Origin of the sequence: Variovorax paradoxus, assembly GCF_000834655.1 — a bacterium.
Classification (GTDB): domain Bacteria; phylum Pseudomonadota; class Gammaproteobacteria; order Burkholderiales; family Burkholderiaceae_C; genus Variovorax; species Variovorax paradoxus_F.
In genome coordinates, this window is record NZ_JXQQ01000026.1 from 58,441 (window position 1) to 78,172 (window position 19,732).

Genomic DNA, 19,732 nt, shown 5'->3' on the forward strand with positions numbered 1-19,732 from the left:
GCGTCAGGACGCGGAAGCGCCCGTCCAGCGGATGCGGTCGGGGTGCTGCAGCACGGCGAATTCCGCGGTGAGCTTGTCGAAGAGCTTGAGCGAGCTGCCGTGCTTGCCCAGCAGCCCAGCCGCGCGCAGGGCCTGCGCCACGTCGTTGAGCGGCACGTCGGCGCCGCTGCGCAGGGCCGGCGCGGCCTGCAGGATGAACTCGGCGGCCTCGGAGGTCGGCCGGGGCGCGGGCTTGGCGACGGCGGCGCGGGTCGTCTTGCGCGCGGCGGTCTTCGTCGCGGCCTTCTTGGCAGGCGCCGTCGCGCTCTTGGCGCGTGCGGTCTTGGCGGCCGGCACCTTCGCCGCGACCTTTTTCGCCGCAGCGGTGCGGGCAGCCGGCTTCGCGCTGTGGTGCGCGAGGTCGATGAAGGTGTCGTAGATGCCCACCGTCTCGTCGCCCGTCTTGCCCTGCTGGCCGATGCCGCAGACGCGGCAGCCCTTTTCGCGCAACCGGCTCACGAGCGGCGCGAAGTCGGAGTCCGAGGACACCAGCACCACCACGTCGGGCCGCTCGGCGATCACGAGGTCGATCGCATCGACCGCGAGCGCGATGTCGGTGCTGTTCTTGCCGGCCGAGAGGTTCACCATCGGCCGCACCGAGAGTTGCTTGAAGAGCCCCTGGCGGTTGACCGCCATCTCGGCGTTGCAGTACGCGCGGCGCACATGGATGGCGCCGTACTCGTCCATCGTGCGCTGCACGGCCTGCTCGATCACGTCGGCCGAGACGTTGTCGGCGTCGATCAGGAGCATCACGCGCAGCGTCGGTGTCATACGAGTTTCCAATTGATGGTTTCGCCGCCGCGCAGCGGCTTGAGCGTGGCGTCGCCGTAAGGCACGGTCTCCGGAACGGTCCAGGTCTCGCGCTTCAAGGTGACGGTGTCGGTGTGCCGAGGCAGGCCATAGAAATCGGGACCGTGGAAGCTCGCGAAGCCTTCGAGCTTGTCGAGCGCGTTCACGCTGTCGAAGGCTTCGGCGTACAGCTCGATGGCGGTGAGCGCGGTGTAGCAGCCGGCGCAGCCGAGTGCGTGTTCCTTCAGGTGTGCGGGGTGCGGTGCGCTGTCGGTGCCCAGGAAGAACCGGTCGCTGCCGCTCGCGGCCGCCTCGACCAGCGCCACGCGGTGCGTCTCGCGCTTGAGCACCGGCAGGCAGTAGTAATGCGGGCGGATGCCGCCGGTGAAGATGGCGTTGCGGTTGTAGAGCAGGTGGTGCGCGGTGATGGTGGCTGCCGTGAAGCGGTCGGCATCGCGCACGTAGTGGGCGCCCTCTTTGGTGGTGAGGTGCTCGAACACCACCTTGAGCTCGGGGAAGTCGCGGCGCAGCGGGATCATCACGCGGTCGACGAAGACGGCCTCGCGGTCGAACAGGTCGATGGCCGGGTCGGTCACCTCGCCGTGCACCAGCAGCAGGAGGCCGTGCTTCTGCATGGCTTCGAGCGTCTTGTAGGTCTTGCGGATGTCGGTCACGCCGGCATCGCTGTTGGTGGTGGCGCCGGCCGGGTAGAGCTTGAGCGCGCGCACGCCGGCTTCGGCGGCCAGGGCGATTTCCTCGGGCGGCAGCTTGTCGGTGAGGTAGAGCGACATCACCGGTTCGAAAGCGCTGCCTTCGGGCACGGCGGCAAGGATGCGGTCGCGGTAGGCCACGGCCTGGGCGGCGGTGGTCACGGGGGGACGCAGGTTGGGCATGATCAGCGCGCGGCCGAACTGGCGCGCGCTGTGCGGTACGACGGCTTCGAGCGCGGCGCCATCGCGCACGTGCAGGTGCCAGTCGTCGGGGCGGGTGATCGTGAGGGTGTCTGTCATGGCGCGGGAATTGTCGCACCGCCTCCCCGGGCGCCCTTGCATCGGGCTACAGGTGCAGCAAGACCCGGCAGATGCCTTCCTGCACCTGCTGGCGCCACTTCGCGTGATTCATCGAGCTGCGAACCCTTGTTCGGCGGCCCCGCGCGAGCCTTGGCTCGGTGTCGTCATCGATTCCTGCCCCTCGCCCTGGCAACGCCGACTCTCGATGCGCAGCGGCTGCATTCTGGAAACCAGAGTGAGCGCCTTCCTTGCGGGGTAATGCGGGGCCGGCACGTGGCAATGCGAGGTCGTGCAGCTTGGGTTAGTCTGACGCCCCCGTCCCGTACAGAAGCCACAAGCCCCATGTCGAACAACACACAGGTCACCACTCCCAAGGAAGTTGCCGCCTCGCTCACCGAATTCTGGTCGCCGCGCGTCGTCGCCGAAGTCGACGACGCCTACATCAAGGTCGCCAAGGTCCACGGCGAGCTGGCATGGCACAGCCATGAGGAGGAAGACGAACTCTTCCTCGTGCTCAAGGGGCACCTGCGCATCGAGATGGAAGCCGGCGCGGTCGAGCTCGGCGAGGGCCAGATGTTCGTCGTGCCCAAGGGCGTGCGGCACAACCCGGTCGCCGACGAGGAATGCCACCTGATGCTCATCGAGCGCAAGACCACGCTTCACACCGGCACCACGGTCACCGAAAAGACGCGCTCGCTCGCGGACCAGCTGCGTCCCGTGGCCTGATCAGCCGGCCACCGCGGCAGGCCCGACCTCGAAGCGCCGCGCGCGTTCGAGGTCGTCCAGCCAGCGGGCGTAGGCCTCGGCGCGCTCGTTGTCCGCCAGCCGCAGCAGGGCGGAAGGATGCAGCGTCACGAACACGGGCCTGCCGTCGCGGCGCTCATGCAGCCACGCCCCGCGCTCGGCCTGCACCGCCACCGGCCGGCCCAGCAGCGCGCGCGCCGCCGTCGCGCCGAGCGCCACCAGACCCTGCGGCTTCACGAGCGATATCTCGCTGTCGAGCCAGTGCGCGCAGGCGTCGGCCTCGCGCTGCGCCGCAGTCTTGTGGATGCGCCGCTTGCCGCGCAGTTCGTACTTGAAGTGCTTCACGGCATTGGCGAGGTACACGGTGTCGCGCGCCCAGCCCAGTTGCGCCATCGCGCGGTCGAGCAGTTGGCCGGCCGGGCCGACGAAGGGGCGGCCGGCCAGGTCCTCCTGGTCGCCGGGCTGCTCGCCGACGAGCATGTGCTGCGCCGCCAGCGGCCCTTCGCCGCAGACGGCCTGCGTGGCGAGCGCGCCGATCGGGCAATCGCGGCAGGCGTGCGCGGCGGCGCGCAGTTCGGCCAAATCGGCGGGCGCCACGCCATCGGCCGGCCGCACATGCAGCGCGATGGGCGCGCGGATGCGCCGTGCCGGCGTGGGCGGCGCGTCGATCATCGACTGGCTGCGCGCTTCGGCCGCGTCCGTGAGCGGCTGGATCAGCGCGGCCTCCGGCAGGTTGTGCCAGTAGCGGCGCGGCATCTCGCGCCGCATCATCGCGACCTTCAAGCGCGCCGGGTTGAAGATGTGTTCGTAGTAGGTGAGCCAGAGCGCTTCGCCCGCATCCGGCGGCGGCTTCTCGCGGCGGTCGGCGCCCTCGCCGAAAGCCAGGGCCTGGCCGTCCCATTCGACGCAGCGCTCGGGCGTGAGGATGGCCCAGCGCATCTGCGCGAAGCGGCGCGCGAAGAAGGGCGCGTTGGCCTCCACGATGTGGTGGTCGGGCTCGAACCACGCGACGTGCCGCTCGAGCCCGTCGTCGCCCATGACCCGCGTGAAGCGCACGAACGCGCGCATCTTGTGGATGTCGCGGTGCACGGCCTTGGCCATCAGCTGGGCCTGCATCATGTCCGCGTCCAGCGGGTCGTGCCGCAGCGCGGGCTCGTGCGCGAGGCGCCAGAGCAGGCGGTACAGGAGCGCGAAGCGCTGCGGGTCGCGGTGCAGGATCACGTCGCCGCACAGCGCGATGAACGAGGCGGGCACCGCATGCCGGGCGCCGGCAACCGCCGCGGCAGGCGGCGCGGCGCCATCCGACGCACCGAAGAGATCGCCGGCGCCCTCGCCCGCCCGGTCTCCGCACCATGCAACGCGGTCCGGCGAAACACCCGCCGCCAGCAATTGCCGCGCATGCCCGCGGAACGCATCGAGATCGACCGGGTCATCGAGCTGGATGTGCATGGCCGCCGCGCTCAGAACAACGAAGCCTGCGCCGCTCGCGGCGGCTGCGCGGCAGGTGCCGCCGAAGCCATGGCACCTGCCGCGGGCCGGTGCCCATCGGCCACCACGAACGGCAGCACCTTGCGCGCCGGCACGTGCAGGCGCCGCAGGTCGTCCGCGCGCACCCGGCGCACGCGCCGCGCCTGCAGAAGCCGCTCGACCGCCTTCACGCCCAGCCCCGGCACGCGCAGCAGCATCTCGCGCGGCGCATGGTTCAGGTCGACCGGAAAGCGCTCGGCATGCGCGAGCGCCCAGGCCAGCTTGGGATCGACATCGAGCCGCAGCAGGCCGTCGGGCGCGGCCACGATCTCCTGGTGCTCGAAGCCGTAGTAGCGCATGAGCCAGTCCGCCTGGTAGAGCCGGTGCTCGCGCATCAGTGGCGGCGCGACCAGCGGCAGCGCGCGCGCCGCATCGGGGATGGGGCTGAAGGCCGAGTAATAGACGCGCTTCAACTTGTAGGCGCCGTAGAGCGTGGCGCTGGAGGCGAGGATGCGCCGGTCGTCGGTGGCGTCGGCGCCCACGATCATCTGCGTGCTCTGGCCCGCGGGCGCGAACGGCGGCGGCTTGGCGGCGACGGGCGCTGCGCCGGGCAGCGCGCGGATCGGCACCACGCGGCGCGCCTCCTCGCGCGTGTCGTCGATGCGAAGGCGCAGCCGCGCCATCGAGCGGCGGATCGCGCTTTCGTCCTTCTCGGGCGCGAGCGCCTGCAGGCCTTCGGTCGTGGGCATCTCGACGTTGATGCTGAGCCGGTCGGCGTAGCGGCCGGCGCGCGCGATGAGCTCGTCGCTCGCGTCGGGAATGGTCTTCAGGTGGATGTAGCCGCGGAAGTCGTGGTCTTCGCGCAGCTGGCGCGCCACCTCGACCACCTGCTCCATCGTGTGGTCGGGCGACTTGATGATCCCGCTGGAGAGAAAGAGGCCCTCGATGCAGTTGCGGCGGTAGAAATCGAGCGTGAGCTGCACCACTTCCTCGACGCGGAACCGCGCGCGCGGCACGTTGCTCGACGCGCGGTTGACGCAGTAAAGGCAGTCGTACTGGCAATGGTTGGTGAGCAGCACCTTGAGAAGAGAGATGCAGCGGCCGTCGGGCGCATAGCTGTGGCAGATGCCGGCGCCCTCGGTCGAGCCGATGCCGCGCCCGCCGAGCGAGTCGCGCGGCTGCGAGCCGCTGGACGCGCACGAGGCGTCGTACTTGGCGGCGTCCGCAAGGATGGCGAGTTTGCGCTGGAGGTCCACGGGCGTCCTGGGCTGGGAAATGCTGTATGAATATACAGTTTTCGAATACCTGTGTCAGAAGAAGGCGCAAGCTGGCCGGGTTGCATTGCGCGGTGCCTGCCGCCTGGGCTACGCTCCGCCGCAGATGACGTCTCCCGCCCCCAGCGACACCGCAACAACCCCGCGCCTGATTTCCCCGGACCTTGCCGACGGCGGCCTGGCCGCCACGTTCGCGATGCCCGACGGCACGCCAGCCTTCGCCGTCCGGTGGCACGGCGGCGTCCACGGCTACCTCAACCAATGCCCGCACGCGGGCGGCCCGCTCGATTTCGAAGGCCAGGTCCTCGAAAGCTCGGGCCGCTTCCTCATGTGCGCGCGGCATGGCGCGATCTTCGAGCCGGACACCGGCAAGTGCGTCGGCGGCCCCTGCCGCGGCGCGCGCCTCACCCCCGTGACGCTGCGCGAGGATGCCGAGGGCAACGTCTGGCTCACCGAATGACAACCACCACCCCTGGAAAGCACATGCGCACCCTTTCGATCCCGACCTTCGCCCTCACAGCCGCCCTGCTCGCCGGCTGCGGCGCCATGGCACCCGCCACCGGCGGCAAGGCCCCGACCGGCATGAAGGTCACCTCGACCGCCTTTGCAGACAACACCGTCATCCCGGCCGAATACGCCGGCGTGGGCGACTGCGGCGGCAAGAACGTCTCGATGCCGGTGGCCTGGACGCAGCTGCCCGCCAAGGCGAAGTCGGTCGCGGTGCTGATGTCGGACCCGGACGGCGCGCTGGGACTGGGCGTCTCGCACTGGGTGGCCTACAACATCCCGGCCGAGCGCGGCCAGCTCAAGGCGAACGAGACGGGCGGCTTCACCGTGGGCACCAACGTGGCGGGCGCCACGGCCTACCGCGGCATGTGCCCGCCGGTGGGCGACCACCCGCACCACTACGTGCTGACCGTGGTGGCTACCGATCTCGCGCCGGGGGCGCTGCCGGCCGGGCTCACGCGCGATGCGCTGCTCGCGGCACTCAAGGGCCACGCTCTCGGCGGGCAGAGCGTGGTCGGGCTGTACAGCCGCTAAAGTCGAAGGCTCCTTTCACGTCACACATGCGCAGCGATGCGCATCCACCGATGCGCCGCTTTCCCGCACTCCTCGCTCTTCTTTCCGCCACGCTCGTCATCGCCGGCTGCGCCGCCTCCTCGCGGCCCGCGCCGCGCGTGAGCTTCCTGGGCGACGGCGTCTTCAAGTCGCCCACCGCGCAGGACGCCGAGGCCTACTGCCGCAACTTCGGGGCGCCGCTGCGCTACCTCGATCCGAAGGCGGCGCGCGTGGCGCCGCAAGGCGAAGTCACCTACCGCTGCGACTGACCGGCCGGCGGGGCACCGGTCGCCCGCACCCGCTCCAGGATGAAGTCGATGAAGGTGCGGATCGCGCGCGTGTGCTGGCGGTTCGGCATGTAGAGCATGAACATCTGCGTGCCGAAGATGGACAGGCGCCAGTCGTCCAGCGTGGTCAGCACCTCGCCCCTGCGCACGTCTTCCTGCACCACGTAGTCGGGCACGAGGCCGATGCCCAGGCCCGCGAGGATCGCCTGGCGCAGGAACAGGAAGTTTTCAGAGATCAGCGTCGGCTCCAGGATGACCTCGCGCCTCGTTTCCCCCTGGTAGGCCGACACGCGCAGCTGGCGGCCGATGACGGCGGCCGTGACCACCGGCGCGCCCTGCAGTTCGTCCAGCTGCACGGGCAGCGGATGTTTTTCGGCATAGGCGCGCGAGGCGCATGCCACGTAGCGCACCGGCCCCAGGTCGCGCGCCACCAGGTTCTGCGGCGGCTCGGGAATCACGCGCACCGCGATGTCGACTTCGTCGCGCAGCAGGTCTTCGATGCGGTTCTCGAACACCACGTCCAGCACGATGCCGGGGTACTGCCGCTTGAAGTCGATGAGCCAGTCGGCCATCACGAGCTGCCCGTAGCCGCTGGGCACGCTCAGCCGCACGCGCCCCTGCAGGCCCTCGCCCAGCGTGGTGACCGATTCGCGCGCGGCCAGCAGCTCGGTCTGGATGGCCACGCCGTGCTGGTACAGGCGCAGGCCGATTTCGGTCGGCTCGGCGCGCCGGGTGGTGCGCCGCACCAGCTGCGCGCCGACCGAGCGCTCCAGCTGGTTCAGGTGGTAGCTGACGTTGGCGCGGCTCATCTTGAGCCGGCGGGCGGCGGCGCTCAGGTTGCCGGCGTCAAGGATTTCCACCAGCAGGGTGAGCGATTGGAGGTCCATCCGGCGATTGTGTCAAAAATCCTTTGACAGTCTGTCAACCGTCTATGCAATTGTCAAAGCGCCGGTGCGGGCGAAGAATGCGGGGTTCACCCCCAGAGCCTCGGGCCCCTCGCCTTGCATCCGCATCGAGGGCCCGCCAACGCGAGAGACAAGCACATGGCCACCACCACTCCGAGCCCCTCCACGTCTTCCGGTCCCGTCACCTTCGAGCCGTCCCACGTTCACGGCGACGTGTTCGTGGTGACCATCGACAACCCGCCCGTCAACGCACTGGGCGTGGATGTGCGCCGCGGCCTCGTGGCCGCCATCGCCGCGGCCGAGGCCGACAGCGGTGCGAAGGCGGTGCTGATCGTCGGTGCGGGCCGGAACTTCATCGCGGGTGCGGACATCCGCGAATTCGGCAAGCCGCCGCAGGCGCCGTCGCTGCCCGAGGCGTGCCTCGCGATCGAGAACTGCTCGAAGCCGGTGGTCGCCGCCATCCATGGCGCCGCGCTCGGCGGCGGGCTCGAAGTGGCGCTGTCTGCGCACTACCGCATCGCCTCGCCCACGGCCAAGCTGGGCCTGCCCGAAGTGGCGCTGGGCCTTCTGCCCGGCTCGGGCGGCACGCAGCGCGCGCCGCGCCTCATCGGCGTGAAGCCCGCGCTCGAACTGATGCTCAGCGGCCGCCATGCGGGCGCGAAGGAGGCGCTGTCGCTCGGCCTCGTCGACCGCCTCGCCACCGACGCCGACGCGCGCGCCGAAGGCCTCGCCTACGCGCAGGAACTCATCGCTGCCAACGCCCCGGTGCGCCGCACGCGCGAAGCCACAGGCCTCGCCGACAAGGAAGCCAGCCGGGCCGCCCTCGATGCCGCGCGCGCCGACACCGCCAAGAAGAGCCGCGGCCTCTTCTCGCCGATGAAGATCATCGAAGCCGTCGAGGGAGCGCTCACGCTGCCCTTCGACGAAGGCATGGCGCTGGAGCGCAAGCTCTTCATGCAATGCATCGACAGCCCGCAGCGCGCGGGCCTCATCCACGCCTTCTTCGCCGAGCGCGAAGTGCTCAAGGCGCCCGAAACGCGCTCGGCCAGCCCGCGCAAGCTCGAATCCGCCGGCATCGTCGGCGGCGGCACCATGGGCGCGGGCATCGCGGTGGCAATGCTCGACGCGGGCCTGCCCGTGACCATGATCGAGCGCGACGAGCCCAGCCTCGCGCGCGGCCGCCAGCATGTCGAGAAGGTGTACGACGGCCTCATCGCCAAGGGCCGCATGACGCCCGAGGCCAAGGCCGCGGTGATGGCGCGCTTCAGCGGCTCCACGTCGTATGACGCGCTGGCCGGCGTCGACATCGTGGTCGAGGCGGTGTTCGAAGAGATGGGCGTGAAGAAGGCCGTGTTCGCCGAACTCGACCGCGTGTGCAAGAGCGGCGCCGTGCTCGCAACCAACACCTCGTACCTGGACATCGACGAAATCGCCGCGAGCATCTCGCGCCCGCAGGACGTGGTGGGCCTGCACTTCTTCTCGCCGGCCAACATCATGAAGCTGCTGGAGATCGTGGTGCCCGCCAAGGTGAGCGCCGACGTGGTGGCCACCGGCTTCGGGCTCGCGAAGAAACTGAAGAAGGTGCCGGTGCGCGCCGGCGTGTGCGACGGCTTCATCGGCAACCGCATCCTCGCGGTGTACCGCCAGGCCGCCGACCACATGATGGAAGACGGCGCCTCTCCCTACCAGATCGACGAGGCCGTGCGCGAGTTCGGCTACCCGATGGGCCCGTTCCAGGTGTCGGACCTCGCAGGCGGCGACATCGGCTGGGCCACGCGCAAGCGCAAGGCCGCCACGCGCGACCCGGAGGCGCGCTACGTGCAGATCGCCGACCGCATCTGCGAGCGCGGCTGGTTCGGCCAGAAGACGCAGCGCGGCTACTACCTGTATCCCGAAGGCGCGCGCACCGGCTCGCCCGACCCGGCGGTGCTGGCCATCATCGACGCCGAGCGCGAGCGCGCGGGCATCGTGCGGCGCAGCTTCACGAACGAGGAAATCATCCGCCGCTACATGGCCGCGATGGTCAACGAAGGCGCCAACGTCGTGCTCCAGCGCATCGCGCTGCGCCCGCTCGACGTGGACGTGACCTTCCTCTACGGCTACGGCTTCCCGCGCCACCGCGGCGGCCCGATGAAGTACGCGGACACCGTGGGCCTGCCGAAGGTGCTGGCCGACATCCGCGAGTTCGCCAAGGAAGACCCGATCTTCTGGAAGCCGTCGCCGCTGCTCGTGGAGCTGGTCGAACGCGGTGCCGATTTTTCGAGCTTGAACCAATCTGAATAAACAGGAGCAACCCCATGCGTGAAGCCGTCATCGTTTCCACCGCCCGCACCCCGCTCACCAAGGCGCACCGCGGCGAATTCAACATCACCCCCGGCGCCACGCTGGCGTCTTTCGCAGTCAAGGCCGCCGTCGAACGCTCGGGGCTGGACCCGGCACTGATCGAGGACGCGATCCTCGGCTGCGGCTACCCCGAGGGCACCACGGGCCGCAACATCGCGCGCCAGGCCATCATCCGCTCGGGCCTGCCGATCAGCATCGCCGGCACCACGGTGAACCGCTTCTGCGCCTCGGGCCTGCAGGCGATCGCGATGGCCGCGGGCCGCATCGTGGTGGACGGCGCGCCGGCCATGATCGCCGGCGGCGTCGAAAGCATCTCGCAGATCCGTGGCCGCAGCCCCGGCGATGGCGGCGACCTCAGCCTGGACCCGTGGATCGTCGAGCACAAGCCCGATCTCTACATGGCGATGATCGACACGGCCGACATCGTCGCCAAGCGCTACGGCATCAGCCGCGAGGCGCAGGACCGCTTCTCCGCCGAGAGCCAGCGCAAGACCGAAGAGGCGCAACTGGCCGGTCGCTACAAGGACGAGATCGTCGCCTGCACCACCACGATGGCCGTGACCGACAAGGAGACCAAGGAAGTCACTCACCGCGAAGTCACCGCCACCGAAGACAACTGCAACCGCCGCGGCACCACCTACGAAGCGCTCGCCAAGCTCAAGCCGGTGATGGGCGAGGACAAGTTCATCACCGCCGGCAATGCCTCGCAGCTTTCCGACGGCGCCTCGGCCTGCGTGCTGATGGAAGCCAAGGACGCAGAGCGCGCCAACATCAAGCCCCTGGGCGCCTTCCGCGGCTTGGCACTGGCCGGCTGCGAGCCCGACGAGATGGGCATCGGCCCGGTGTTCGCGGTGCCTAAGCTGCTCGCGCGCCACGGCCTGAAGGTCGAGGACATCGGCCTGTGGGAACTCAACGAAGCCTTCGCCTCGCAGTCGATCTACTGCCAGGACAAGCTGGGCATTCCGTCGGAGCTGCTCAACGTGAACGGCGGCGCAATCTCCATCGGCCACCCCTTCGGCATGACCGGCGCGCGCCTGACGGGCCATGTGCTGATCGAAGGCAAGCGCCGCGGCGCGAAGTACGCGGTGGTCACGATGTGCATCGCCGGCGGCATGGGCGCGGCAGGCCTGTTCGAAATCTATTGAGGAGCCAGCGATGGACCTGAACTTCACCCCCGAAGAAGAAGCCTTCCGCGCGGAAGTGCGCGCCTTCCTGGCCGACAAGCTGCCCGCGCGCCTCTCGGCGAAGGTCAGCGGCGGCAAGATCCTCAGCAAGGCCGACATGCAGGAATGGCACGCCATCCTGAATGCGCGCGGCTGGCTGGCCAACCACTGGCCCGAGCAGTACGGCGGACCGGGCTGGACGGCGGTGGAGAAGTTCATCTTCGAACACGAATGCGCGCTGGCGTTTGCGCCGCGCATCGTGCCCTTCGGCGTGAACATGCTGGGGCCGGTGCTCATCAAGTACGGCAACGAGGCGCAAAAGCAGCGCTGGCTGCCGCGCATCCTGGACGGCTCCGATTGGTGGTGCCAAGGCTATTCGGAACCGGGCGCGGGCTCCGACCTCGCGGCGGTGAAGACCTCGGCCGTGCGCGGCATCGATGCGCAGGGAGACCACTACATCGTGAACGGCCAGAAGACCTGGACCACGCTGGGCCAGCACGCCAACATGATCTTCTGCCTGGTGCGCACCAACCGCGAGGCGAAGAAGCAGGAAGGCATCAGCTTCCTTCTGATCGACATGACCTCGCCCGGCGTGGAAGTGCGCCCGATCATCACGCTCGACGGCGAGCATGAAGTCAACGAAGTGTTCTTCTCCGACGTGCGCGTACCCGCCGAAAACCTCGTGGGCGAAGAGAACAAGGGCTGGACCTGCGCCAAGTACCTGCTGACCTACGAGCGCACCAACATCGCGGGCGTGGGCTTCTCGGTGGCTGCGCTCGAACAGCTCAAGGGCATTGCGGCCAAGCAGGTGAAGAACGGCAAGCCGCTCGCCGAAGACCCGTCGTTCGCCGCGCGCCTCGCGCGCGTGGAAATCGACCTGGAGAACATGAAGACGACCAACCTGCGCGTGATTGCGGCAGTGGCCGGCGGCGGCGTGCCGGGTGCGGAGAGCTCGATGCTGAAGATTCGCGGCACGGAGATCCGGCAAGAGATTTCTTCGCTGGCCCGCCGCGCGATGGGCGTGTACGGACGGCCCTTCATCGAGGAAGCGCTGCACGACGGCTTCGACGGCGAGACCTTCGGCCCCGCCTACGCGAAGGCAGCCGCCGCGCGCTACTTCAACAACCGCAAGCTGTCGATCTTCGGCGGCTCCAATGAAATCCAGAAGAACATCATCAGCAAGATGATCCTGGGCCTGTAAGGAGACATGCAATGAACTTCGAACACACCGAAGACCGGCGCATGCTCGCCGACAGCCTGAACCGCTTCATCGCGGAGCAGTACGCCTTCGATGCGCGCGACCGCATCGCGAAGTCCGCGCACGGGTTCAGCAAGGAAATCTTCCAGCAGTTCGCCGAGCTCGGCGTGATCGGCGCGCTGTTCGGCGAGGCCGATGGCGGCTTCGGCGGCGGCGGCTTCGACATCGCCGTGGTCTTCGAAGCACTGGGCCGCGGCCTCGTGGTCGAGCCGCTGCTCGGCGCGGTGATGTTCGGCGAGGCGCTCAGCGCCGCCGGCAACGACGCACAGAAGGAACAGCTCGGCGAGATCATCAATGGCGTGACCGTCGCGGCCTTCGCGCACGACGAAGCCGACACGCATTACGAACGCACACGCGTGGCGACCCGCGCCGAGCGCAGCGGCGACGGCTGGGTGCTGCACGGTGCCAAGTCCGCGGTGCCGCAGGGCGAACAGGCCGACCTGTTCCTGGTCTCTGCGCGCACCTCGGGCAACGCGGACGACGAAACCGGCATCTCGCTGTTCCTCGTGCCCGCGAAGACTGCGGGCCTCACGGTGCGCGGCTGTCCCGCCATCGACGGCGGCCGCGTCGCCGAACTCGCATTCGACGGCGTGAAGCTCGGCGCCGACGCATTGCTCGGCACCGAGGGCGAGGGCGCCGCGACGCTGGAACGCGCCATCGGCCGCGGCGTGCTCGCACTCTGCGCCGAAGCCGTGGGCGCCATGGAAGCCGCCAAGACCGCGACGCTGGAGTACCTGCGCACGCGCAAGCAGTTCGGCATCCTGATCGGCAGCTTCCAGGCGCTGCAGCACCGCATGGCCGACCTGCTGCTCGAGATCGAACAGGCGCGCTCGGCGGTCATCAACGCGGCAGCCGCCATCGACGGCACGGACCGCGTGGCGCGCGAGCGCGCGCTGTCGGCCGCCAAGTTCAGCATTGGCCGCATCGGCGCGCTGGTGGCGGAAGAAAGCATCCAGATGCACGGCGGCATCGGCATGACGTGGGAGCTGCCGCTGCCCCACTACGCGAAGCGGCTCGTGATGATCGACCACCAGCTCGGCGACGAAGACCATCACCTGCAGCGCTACATCGCGCTCGGCAAGGAGGTGACCGCATGACGGACAAGACGGTTCTGATCTCGCAGCAGGGCGCCGTCCGCATCCTGACCAACAGCAACCCCGGCGCGCGCAACGCGATCACGCCGACGCTGTATGCCGAACTCGCAGCCGCGCTCACCGACGCGCAGAACGACCCCGAAGTGGGCGCCATCGTCTTCACCGGCGCGGGCGATTTCTTCTGCTCGGGCGGCGACCTCAACCTGCTGGCCAAGCGCCGCGAGCTGCCCGCCTCGGAGCGCCGCGAAAAACTCGAAGGCCTGCACGACCTGATTCGCGCGATCCGCGATTGCGGCAAGCCCGTGATCGCAGCCGTCGAAGGCGGCGCTGCGGGTGCCGGCCTGTCGATGGCGCTGGCCTGCGACATGCTGGTGTCGGCGCGCGATGCGTTCTACACCGTGGCCTACGTCAAGGTCGGACTCACGCCGGACGGCGGCGCGACCGCCTTCCTCGCGGAATTCGTCTCGCGCCAGGTGCTCACCGAGATGTGCCTCACCGGCGACCGCATGCCGGCCGAGCGCCTGCATGCGCTGGGCGCGGTCAACCGCCTGACCGACAAGGGCGCGGCGCTGGCCGAAGCGGTTGCGCTCGCGGCCAAGGTGGCCGACGGCCCGCAACGTGCGAGCGCACGCATCAAGACGCTGTGCCGCCAGGCGCACCGCGCCACGCTGGAGGAACAACTCGACGCGGAGGCCATCTACATGGTCGAGTCGCAGGCCGACGCCGAAGCGGCCGAAGGCATCGGCGCGTTCCTCGGCAAGCGCAAGGCGGACTTCGTCGCGCTGCGCCACACGAAGCAGGACGCGTCCTGACGACCTGCCTCCCCCTCGCCGAACTCGAACCCCGAACCGTTCGGGCTGAGCCTGTCGAAGCCTCGCGCAGCGCCTCGACACGCTCAGCGTGAACGGTTCTGGATCATTTGCTGGACCCCATCCGGTGTCACGTCTTCCTGGAGCCACCATGCCTTCGCCCATTTCCTCGCTGCCGCTCGCCGGCGTGCGCGTCCTCGATCTGTCCCGCATCCTCGCGGGCCCCTGGTGCGGCATGGTGCTGGCCGACATGGGCGCCGAGGTGATCAAGGTGGAGCACCCCGGCCGCGGCGACGACACGCGCGACTGGGGCCTGCGTGTCGGCAAGACCGAGACCGCCTACTTCAACAGCGTGAACCGCAACAAGCGCTCGGTGACGCTGGACCTGCAGACGCCCGAGGGCCAACAGATCGCGCGCGATCTCGCGAAGCAGTGCGACGTGGTGATCCAGAACTTCAAGTTCGGCGGCATCGACAAGCTGGGCCTGGGCTACGAGCAGTTGAGCAAGGAGCACCCCGGCCTCATCTACTGCTCGATCTCGGGCTACGACCGCACCGGCCCCGAGGCCGCGCGCCCCGGCTACGACCTCGTGGTGCAGGGCGAGGCGGGCCTGATGGCGCTGAACGGCGAAGCCAACCAGCCGCCGCTGAAGTTCGGCGTTGCCGCGGTGGACCTCTTCACCGGCATGTATTCGGCGCAGGCCGTGCTCGCCGCGCTCTACCAGCGCGAGAAGACCGGCAAGGGCCGGCACGTGGAGATGGCGCTCTTCGACTGCGGCCTGATGATCACCGCCTACTACGGCCTCGAAGCGCTCCTGATGGGCGAAGACCCGCCGCGCTACGGCAACTCGCATCCGTCGATCGTGCCCTACGGCGTGTTCGACGCGGCCGACGGCCCGCTGGTCATCACCGTGGGCAACAACGCGCAGTTCGCGCGCTTCTGCACCGACGTGATCGAGCGGCCCGATCTCGCGGCCGACGAGCGCTTCAAGACCAACATCCTGCGCTCGGCCAACCGCGCGGTGCTGCTGCCCGAACTGCACGCCGAACTCGCGAAGCGCCAGCGCACCGACCTGCTCGCCAGGCTCACCGCCTCGGGCATTCCGTGCGGCGAGGTGCTGGGCCTGCTCGAAGCGCTGCAATCGAAGCGCGCGACCGATGCGGGCCTCGTGACCACCCAGCCGCACCCGGTGGCGGGCACGGTCAACGTGCTCGCGCCGCCCTACCGTTTCGACGGCGAGCGCCTGCCGGTGCGCAGCGCGCCGCCCACCCTGGGCGAAGGCACGCACGACGTGCTCCGGTCCCTGCTCGGCCTGTCGGACGACAAGCTGGCCGCGCTGAAAACAAGCGGCGTCGTCTGAAGAAGACGCCTGTGCATTCCTGACCCTTGAAGAAGTAGCAACTGAAGTCCATGGCCTCCCTCGTTTCCCGCTCCGCTCCCCGTTCCCTTCGCAATCCTCTTCGCCGTGCACTCGTCGCCCTGGCCCTTCCCCTCGTTGCCGGCGCTGCCTTCGCGCAGGACTGGCCCGCCAAGCCGATCACGCTGATCGTGCCCTTCCCGCCCGGCGGCCCGACCGACGTGGCCTCGCGCATCGTGGCGCAGAAGATGTCGGTCGCACTCAAGCAGAACATCGTCATCGACAACCGCAGCGGCGCCTCGGGCACCGTGGGCGCGGCCGCCGCGGCACGCGCCGCACCCGACGGCTACACCTTCGTGATGCTGGCCACGCCGACGCTCCTGGCCTCGCACCTCTACGGCCCGACCAGCTACGACATCTTCAAGAACTTCACGCCCGTGGGCTCGGTGTACGACCTGCCGATCGTGCTGGTGGTGAACCCGAAGTCGCTGCCCGACGTGACCAACCTGCAGGGCCTGATCGCCAAGGCCAAGGCCGAAGGCGGCAAGCTCAACTACACGACGGCCGGTGCCGGCAGCTTCGGCCACCTGACGACCGAGCAGCTCAAGACCATCGGCAAGTTCGACATGCAGCACGTGCCCTACCGCGGCAGCGCGCCGGCCGTGACCGACCTGATCGGCGGCCAGGTGCCCGCGATGTTCTCGGACCTCGTGGGCGTGCTGCCGCACATCCGCGCCGAGAAGCTGCGCGCCATCGCCGTGGGCTCGGGCCAGCGCGTGAGCCTCCTGCCCGACGTGAAGACGGTGGCCGAACAAGGCTTTCCCGGCTTCGACGCGACCTCGTGGGGCGGCCTGCTGGCGCCGGCCGGCACGCCCAAGAACGTGATCGACCGCATGAGCGCCGAACTGAAGACCGCGCTGGCCGACAAGCAGGTGCAGGAAAAGCTCGAGAGCGTCGGCTCCTTCGCGGCCTACCGCACACCCGAGCAGACCGGCGTGCGCATGCGCCAAGACTTCGAGCGCTGGGGCAAGGTCATTCGCGACAACAAGATCACGAACCAGTAAAACCGCAGTCCGAAGCCGGCAAGACGACCTCAAGGAGACAACATGACAACAGGCAACGACAAGCACAACAACATGGAAACGGCCGGTGCGCCGTTCCGCCCCCTGTTCCCGGTGCGAGGCCTGGCCGACATCCGGCGGCTGGAAGAAACGCCGCTCGAAGAAGCGCTCACGGTGCGCAGCACCTACGAGCTGTTCCGCAATTCCGGTGCTGCCTTCGGCGACAAGACCGCGCTTACTTTCCTGCGCTCCGGCAATCCGGCCGACGAACCGATCCGCTGGTCGTATGCGGAGCTGCTCGCAGGCATCCACCAGACCGCGAACCTGCTGCACACGCTGGGCGTGGGACCGCAGGACGCGGTCGCGGTGCTGCTGCCCGGCTGCCTCGAATACCACCTGGCGCTCTGGGGCGGCGAGGCGGCCGGCATCGTGCAGCCGCTCAACCCATTGCTCACCGACGAGAAGCTCGTCGCGCTGATGACCGCGGCGCGCGCCAAGGTGCTGATCGCCTACGGCTCGGATGCCGAATCGGGCATGTGGTCCAAGGCGATGCGCCTGCGCGGCCAGGTGCCCACGCTCACGACAGTGCTGCGCGTGGCGCCGCACGACGAAGCGCCGGGCGCTGCGGGCGCGTTGCCCGAAGGCGTGGCCGAGTTCGACGTGCTGCGCGCCGCGCAACCGAGCGACCGCCTCGTGAGCGGCCGCGACATCGCGCCCACCGACATCGCCGCCTACTTCCACACCGGCGGCACCACGGGTGCCCCCAAGCTCGCGCGGCACAGCCACGGCGCGCAGGTGTTCACCGCCTGGGCCAGCGTGCAGCTGGCGGGCATGAACGAGCAGGGCATCTCGATCAACGGCTATCCGCTCTTTCATGTGGCGGGCGTGCTGCCGGCCTCGCTCTCGTCGCTGTCGGCGGGCGTGGAGGTGATCATTCCGACGCCCTCGCTGCTGCGCAACAAGGAGGTGCTGGCCAACTACTGGAAGCTGGTCGCGAAGTACCGGCCGACTTCGCTCTCGGCCGTGCCGACGGTGCTGGCGGCACTGGCCAACGTGCCGCTGGACGGCGCGGACATTTCCTCGATCACCTACTGCCGCACCGGCGCCGCCGTGCTCGCGCCCGAGCTGGCTGCACGCTTCGAGCGCCTGTTCGGCCTGCATGTGCACGAGAGCCTGGGCATGACGGAGATGGCCGGCATCTCGACCATCACGCCGCCGGGTGTGAACGGGCCCGCGGGCTGCGTCGGCTTTCGCCTGCCGTATTCGCAGATCCGCATCGTCGCGCTCGACGACCACGGCAACGCAAGCGATCGCGATGTCACGCCCGGCGAGCAGGGCATGGTGCTATTCAAGTCGCCCAACGTGTTCTCGGGCTTCGTCGATCCGGCGGACAACGCCAAGGCCTTCACCGCCGATGGCTGGCTCGCGACCGGCGACCTCGGCTGGATGGACAGCGAGGAGCGGCTCAATCTCACGGGACGGTCGAAGGACCTGATCATCCGCAGCGGCCACAACATCGATCCGAAGACGATCGAAGACGCGCTCGGCGCGCACCCTGCGGTGCAGCTGTGCGCGGCGGTCGGCGCGCCCGATGCCTACGCGGGCGAGTTGCCGGTGATCTTCGCGACGCTGGTGCCCGGCGCCTCGGCCACCGAGGAAGAACTGCTTGCCTTCACCGCCGAACGCGTGGACGAGGCACCCGCCAAGCCCAAGTGGGTGTCGGTGATCGGCGCGATGCCGATGACCAACGTCGGCAAGATCTACAAGCCCGAGCTGCGCGCGATGGCGGCGCGGCAGGTGGTGGCCGCGACCGTCGCCGAGGTGTGCGCCGAACTCGGCGCGAGCGATGCCGCAAAGCCCGCGGTGACCACGGAAGGCGAAAGCCTCGTGCACGTGCAGATCGACGCCCCCGCGGCGAGCGCACTGGCCGCGACGCTGCAGGAGCGGCTGCAGAAGGCGCTGGCGCCGCTGCCCTTCAAGACGCGCATCGCGCTGAAGTGATTTGCCGCTTCGAGATTTTCTGAAACCGCAAGGGAGACACAAGACCAATGGCCCATCCACCATTCCATCGCCGCGCCCTGCTGTGCGCTGCCGCATCGACCGCCGCGCTCTTCGCGCTGGCGCCCGCGCATGCACAAGCGCCCTATCCGAACAAGCCGATCCGCATGGTCGTTCCCTTCCAGGCCGGCGGCGCCACCGACGTGCTCGCGCGCGTGCTGGGCCAGAAGATGTCGGCGGGCTTCGGCCAGCCCGTCGTCATCGACAACAAGCCGGGCGCGGCCGGCATCATCGGCACCGATGCGGTCGCCAAGTCGGCGCCCGATGGCTACACCGTCGTCTTCTCGCTGAGCAACGCGCTGCTGACCAACGAATTCCTCTACGAGAAGCTGCCCTACGACACGCAGCGCGACCTCACGCTGGTCTACCAGGTGGCGATGGGCCCGCTGGTGCTGGTGGTGCATCCGAGCGTACCGGCCAAGACCGCGCCCGAACTGCTCAAGCACGTTGCCGCGAACAAGGGCAAGATCGCCTACGGCTCCTACGGCGTGGGCGCCTACCCCCACCTGGCCGGCGCCCACATGAGCCTCACGCAGCAGGCCGACATGAACCACGTCGCCTACAAGGGCGAGGCGCCGATGATGCAGGACCTGATCGGCGGACAGATCCAGATGGCCTATGCGAGCGCGCTCGTGGCCAAGCCGCACATCGATGCGGGCAAGGTGCGGGCCATCGGCGTGAGCGGCGAACGCCGCATGGCCGCGCTGCCCACCGTGCCGACGATGGCCGAGCAGGGCCTGAAGGACGAGGCCTACCGCGTGACTGGCTGGCTCGCCTTCGCGGTGCCTGCGAAGACGCCCAAGCCCATCGTGGACCGCATCGCCGAGGAAGTGCGCAAGGCCACGCAGCAGCCCGACGTGCGCGAGCGCGTGGCGGCCATGGGCTTCGAGCTGAAGGACAGCTCGCCCGAACTCTTCGCCGCCGCCTGGAAGCAGGAACGCCCGGTGTGGGAGCGGCTCATCAAGCAATCGGGCGCGAAGCTCGAGTGAACCTCATCTGATTTGTGAAGGACCAA

Annotated in this window: 18 protein-coding genes; 13 read left to right on the forward strand and 5 right to left on the reverse strand. The window is 69.1% G+C overall.

The features are described 5' to 3' along the window. Positions 1 to 3 precede the first annotated feature (3 nt). Both RT97_RS11835 and pyrC read right to left on the reverse strand, forming a co-directional pair. The gene (locus RT97_RS11835) at positions 4 to 810 is read right to left on the reverse strand and encodes an NYN domain-containing protein (protein ID WP_042578978.1); all 807 of its coding nucleotides are present in this window, start codon (positions 808 to 810) and stop codon (positions 4 to 6) included. Beyond that, on the reverse strand, positions 807 to 1,838 hold the full coding sequence (gene pyrC / locus RT97_RS11840) for a dihydroorotase (RefSeq protein WP_042578979.1): 1,032 nt from the start codon (positions 1,836 to 1,838) through the stop codon (positions 807 to 809). The genes RT97_RS11835 and pyrC overlap by 4 nt, the downstream gene beginning before the upstream one ends. A 342-nt stretch (positions 1,839 to 2,180) precedes the next feature. On the opposite strand from pyrC, the gene RT97_RS11845 reads away from it, so the two are divergent. Next, positions 2,181 to 2,564, forward strand: a complete 384-nt coding sequence (locus RT97_RS11845) for a cupin domain-containing protein (protein WP_042578980.1) — start codon at positions 2,181 to 2,183, stop codon at positions 2,562 to 2,564. Here the strand turns inward: RT97_RS11845 and RT97_RS11850 are convergent, their stop codons facing one another. Further along, a complete protein-coding gene (locus tag RT97_RS11850; RefSeq protein WP_042578981.1) occupies positions 2,565 to 4,031 on the reverse strand; it encodes a UdgX family uracil-DNA binding protein in 1,467 nt (488 codons plus the stop codon). Between the two features lie 11 nt (positions 4,032 to 4,042). Next, on the reverse strand, positions 4,043 to 5,305 hold the full coding sequence (locus RT97_RS11855) for a putative DNA modification/repair radical SAM protein (RefSeq protein WP_042578982.1): 1,263 nt from the start codon (positions 5,303 to 5,305) through the stop codon (positions 4,043 to 4,045). A 124-nt stretch (positions 5,306 to 5,429) separates the two neighbouring features. Here RT97_RS11855 and RT97_RS11860 point away from each other — a divergent pair, with 124 nt between their 5' ends. Genes RT97_RS11860 through RT97_RS11870 form a run of 3 tightly spaced genes read left to right on the forward strand, consistent with a single transcriptional unit; the run spans position 5,430 to position 6,651 of the window. Beyond that, positions 5,430 to 5,783, forward strand: a complete 354-nt coding sequence (locus tag RT97_RS11860; protein WP_042579018.1) for a Rieske (2Fe-2S) protein — start codon at positions 5,430 to 5,432, stop codon at positions 5,781 to 5,783. Between the two features lie 23 nt (positions 5,784 to 5,806). Further along, complete coding sequence (locus RT97_RS11865) at positions 5,807 to 6,364, forward strand: YbhB/YbcL family Raf kinase inhibitor-like protein (RefSeq protein WP_042578983.1); 558 nt, start codon at positions 5,807 to 5,809, stop codon at positions 6,362 to 6,364. Positions 6,365 to 6,414: 50 nt separating this feature from the next. Further along, complete coding sequence (locus tag RT97_RS11870; protein ID WP_042579019.1) at positions 6,415 to 6,651, forward strand: hypothetical protein; 237 nt, start codon at positions 6,415 to 6,417, stop codon at positions 6,649 to 6,651. Here RT97_RS11870 and RT97_RS11875 read toward each other — a convergent pair. Beyond that, positions 6,636 to 7,556: a LysR family transcriptional regulator gene (locus RT97_RS11875; protein ID WP_042578984.1), complete on the reverse strand. Its 921-nt coding sequence runs from the start codon at positions 7,554 to 7,556 to the stop codon at positions 6,636 to 6,638. The genes RT97_RS11870 and RT97_RS11875 overlap by 16 nt on opposite strands. Before the next feature lie 156 nt (positions 7,557 to 7,712). Between RT97_RS11875 and RT97_RS11880 the strand changes: the two genes are divergently transcribed. The 9 genes from RT97_RS11880 to RT97_RS11920 all read left to right on the forward strand — a co-directional run bounded on the left by RT97_RS11880 (position 7,713) and on the right by RT97_RS11920 (position 19,706). Next, complete coding sequence (locus tag RT97_RS11880; RefSeq protein WP_042578985.1) at positions 7,713 to 9,857, forward strand: 3-hydroxyacyl-CoA dehydrogenase NAD-binding domain-containing protein; 2,145 nt, start codon at positions 7,713 to 7,715, stop codon at positions 9,855 to 9,857. A gap of 14 nt (positions 9,858 to 9,871) precedes the next feature. Further along, complete coding sequence (locus RT97_RS11885; protein WP_042578986.1) at positions 9,872 to 11,062, forward strand: acetyl-CoA C-acyltransferase; 1,191 nt, start codon at positions 9,872 to 9,874, stop codon at positions 11,060 to 11,062. Positions 11,063 to 11,072: 10 nt separating this feature from the next. Then, positions 11,073 to 12,281 carry an acyl-CoA dehydrogenase family protein gene (locus RT97_RS11890; protein WP_042578987.1) on the forward strand — a complete coding sequence of 403 codons (1,209 nt, stop codon included), beginning with the start codon at positions 11,073 to 11,075 and terminating at the stop codon, positions 12,279 to 12,281. 11 nt (positions 12,282 to 12,292) lie between these two features. Then, a complete protein-coding gene (locus RT97_RS11895; protein ID WP_042578988.1) occupies positions 12,293 to 13,435 on the forward strand; it encodes an acyl-CoA dehydrogenase family protein in 1,143 nt (380 codons plus the stop codon). Then, complete coding sequence (locus RT97_RS11900) at positions 13,432 to 14,244, forward strand: oxepin-CoA hydrolase, alternative type (protein WP_042578989.1); 813 nt, start codon at positions 13,432 to 13,434, stop codon at positions 14,242 to 14,244. The genes RT97_RS11895 and RT97_RS11900 overlap by 4 nt, the downstream gene beginning before the upstream one ends. A 148-nt stretch (positions 14,245 to 14,392) precedes the next feature. Continuing rightward, positions 14,393 to 15,601, forward strand: a complete 1,209-nt coding sequence (locus RT97_RS11905; RefSeq protein ID WP_042578990.1) for a CaiB/BaiF CoA transferase family protein — start codon at positions 14,393 to 14,395, stop codon at positions 15,599 to 15,601. 50 nt (positions 15,602 to 15,651) lie between these two features. After that, a complete protein-coding gene (locus RT97_RS11910; protein WP_042578991.1) occupies positions 15,652 to 16,662 on the forward strand; it encodes a Bug family tripartite tricarboxylate transporter substrate binding protein in 1,011 nt (336 codons plus the stop codon). A gap of 42 nt (positions 16,663 to 16,704) precedes the next feature. Next, positions 16,705 to 18,660: an acyl-CoA synthetase gene (locus tag RT97_RS11915; protein WP_253278213.1), complete on the forward strand. Its 1,956-nt coding sequence runs from the start codon at positions 16,705 to 16,707 to the stop codon at positions 18,658 to 18,660. 47 nt (positions 18,661 to 18,707) lie between these two features. Continuing rightward, on the forward strand, positions 18,708 to 19,706 hold the full coding sequence (locus tag RT97_RS11920) for a Bug family tripartite tricarboxylate transporter substrate binding protein (protein ID WP_042578992.1): 999 nt from the start codon (positions 18,708 to 18,710) through the stop codon (positions 19,704 to 19,706). Positions 19,707 to 19,732: the final 26 nt, after the last annotated feature.